Below are 1,034 nucleotides of genomic sequence, written 5' to 3' on the forward strand. Positions count from 1 at the left end.
CTGCCGCCGAGGTTCCAGAGCGCGCCAGCGATCGAAACGAGAAGGCCGTAGTCGAAGTTCAAAGCCTGGTCGTACTGCCAGCCAATGACCCCAGAGGGCGCAGCCTCGATCAGGTAACCGATTCCGTCGGGGCCGATGGTCGAATCCCACGTTCGAGGCGCGGCTGGGGACTTCTGGTCGATCGGCTCGCCGCCATTCACGCCCGAATCGTCCCATGGCCCGTGCACCGCGTGAAACGCCCCTCGCGGCATGTGCGGATGGCGACATTCGGATGGCGATAGCGGCACACGGTGGCAGAAGGCAAGCCGGAGGTTCAGACTTTCACGGTATGAATGCCGTACTGGAGGTTTTCCGTCGGGCCATCGACACCGACGATGCGATGGCGATGCGCGAGGGGCTAGAGCGGCTGTTCTCCGCCGCAGGCGGGCTCTCGGCGTCGGACGAGTTCGAACTGCGCCACGAGGACTACGTGATGGAGATGCCCCAGTCGGGGGAACGCATTACGGGCCGCGACCGGATGCGAGCGATGCAGGAATCCTTCCCCGGCCCGCCGCCGTCCCTGACAATCAACCGAGTCACGGGTGCGCACCGATCGTGGCTCATCGAAGCGTCCAGTGACTACGGCGAGGGCGACGTGTGGCATGTCGTCCTGGTGATGGAGTTCGCCCCGGACGGGCGCATGCTCCGCGATACCCGTTACTACGCTAGGGACTTCGATCCACCCGCCTGGCGCGCCGCGTTCACCGATCCGCGATGAGATCCGCCGTCGGCGCGGCGCTGCCCATGGCGCCGGGCTTCAGCGTCGTGAGTGCTCGGTCGAGATCGTCAACGCCCGATCATCGGTGCGATCGACCGGCGGCATGAGCGTGCGACGTCAGCGGCCGTTTTCTCAAACGCGGGCAGGACCGGACCGCATCCGGCATAGTACGGCGCGTGGGACAGGACGGCGTCGAACAGAGGACAAGCGCAGACCGTCCTGAGGCCAAGGCGCTCGTACGCCCCAACTTCACGCAGCGCGCGAACAGGCGGTTCCC

The 1,034-nt window shown here is 66.2% G+C and carries 2 protein-coding genes; one reads left to right on the plus strand and one right to left on the minus strand.

Features of this window, described 5'->3' with window-relative positions; translation table 11 throughout:
• On the minus strand, positions 1 to 200 hold a 200-nt coding region (locus tag AB4030_RS22365), incomplete at its 3' end, for a hypothetical protein (RefSeq protein WP_442281400.1).
• A gap of 128 nt (positions 201 to 328) precedes the next feature.
• Here AB4030_RS22365 and AB4030_RS22370 point away from each other — a divergent pair.
• The gene (locus AB4030_RS22370; protein ID WP_442281401.1) at positions 329 to 757 is read left to right on the plus strand and encodes a hypothetical protein; all 429 of its coding nucleotides are present in this window, start codon (positions 329 to 331) and stop codon (positions 755 to 757) included.
• Positions 758 to 1,034 lie beyond the last annotated feature (277 nt).

Origin of the sequence: Terrabacter sp. 2YAF2 (assembly GCF_052114705.1) — a bacterium.
GTDB lineage: Bacteria > Actinomycetota > Actinomycetes > Actinomycetales > Dermatophilaceae > Terrabacter.

Bases quoted from the DNA above. Each gene is read 5' to 3' on its own strand.
- AB4030_RS22370 (WP_442281401.1), top strand. From the start codon at position 329: ATGAATGCCGTACTGGAGGTTTTCCGTCGGGCCATCGACACCGACGAT.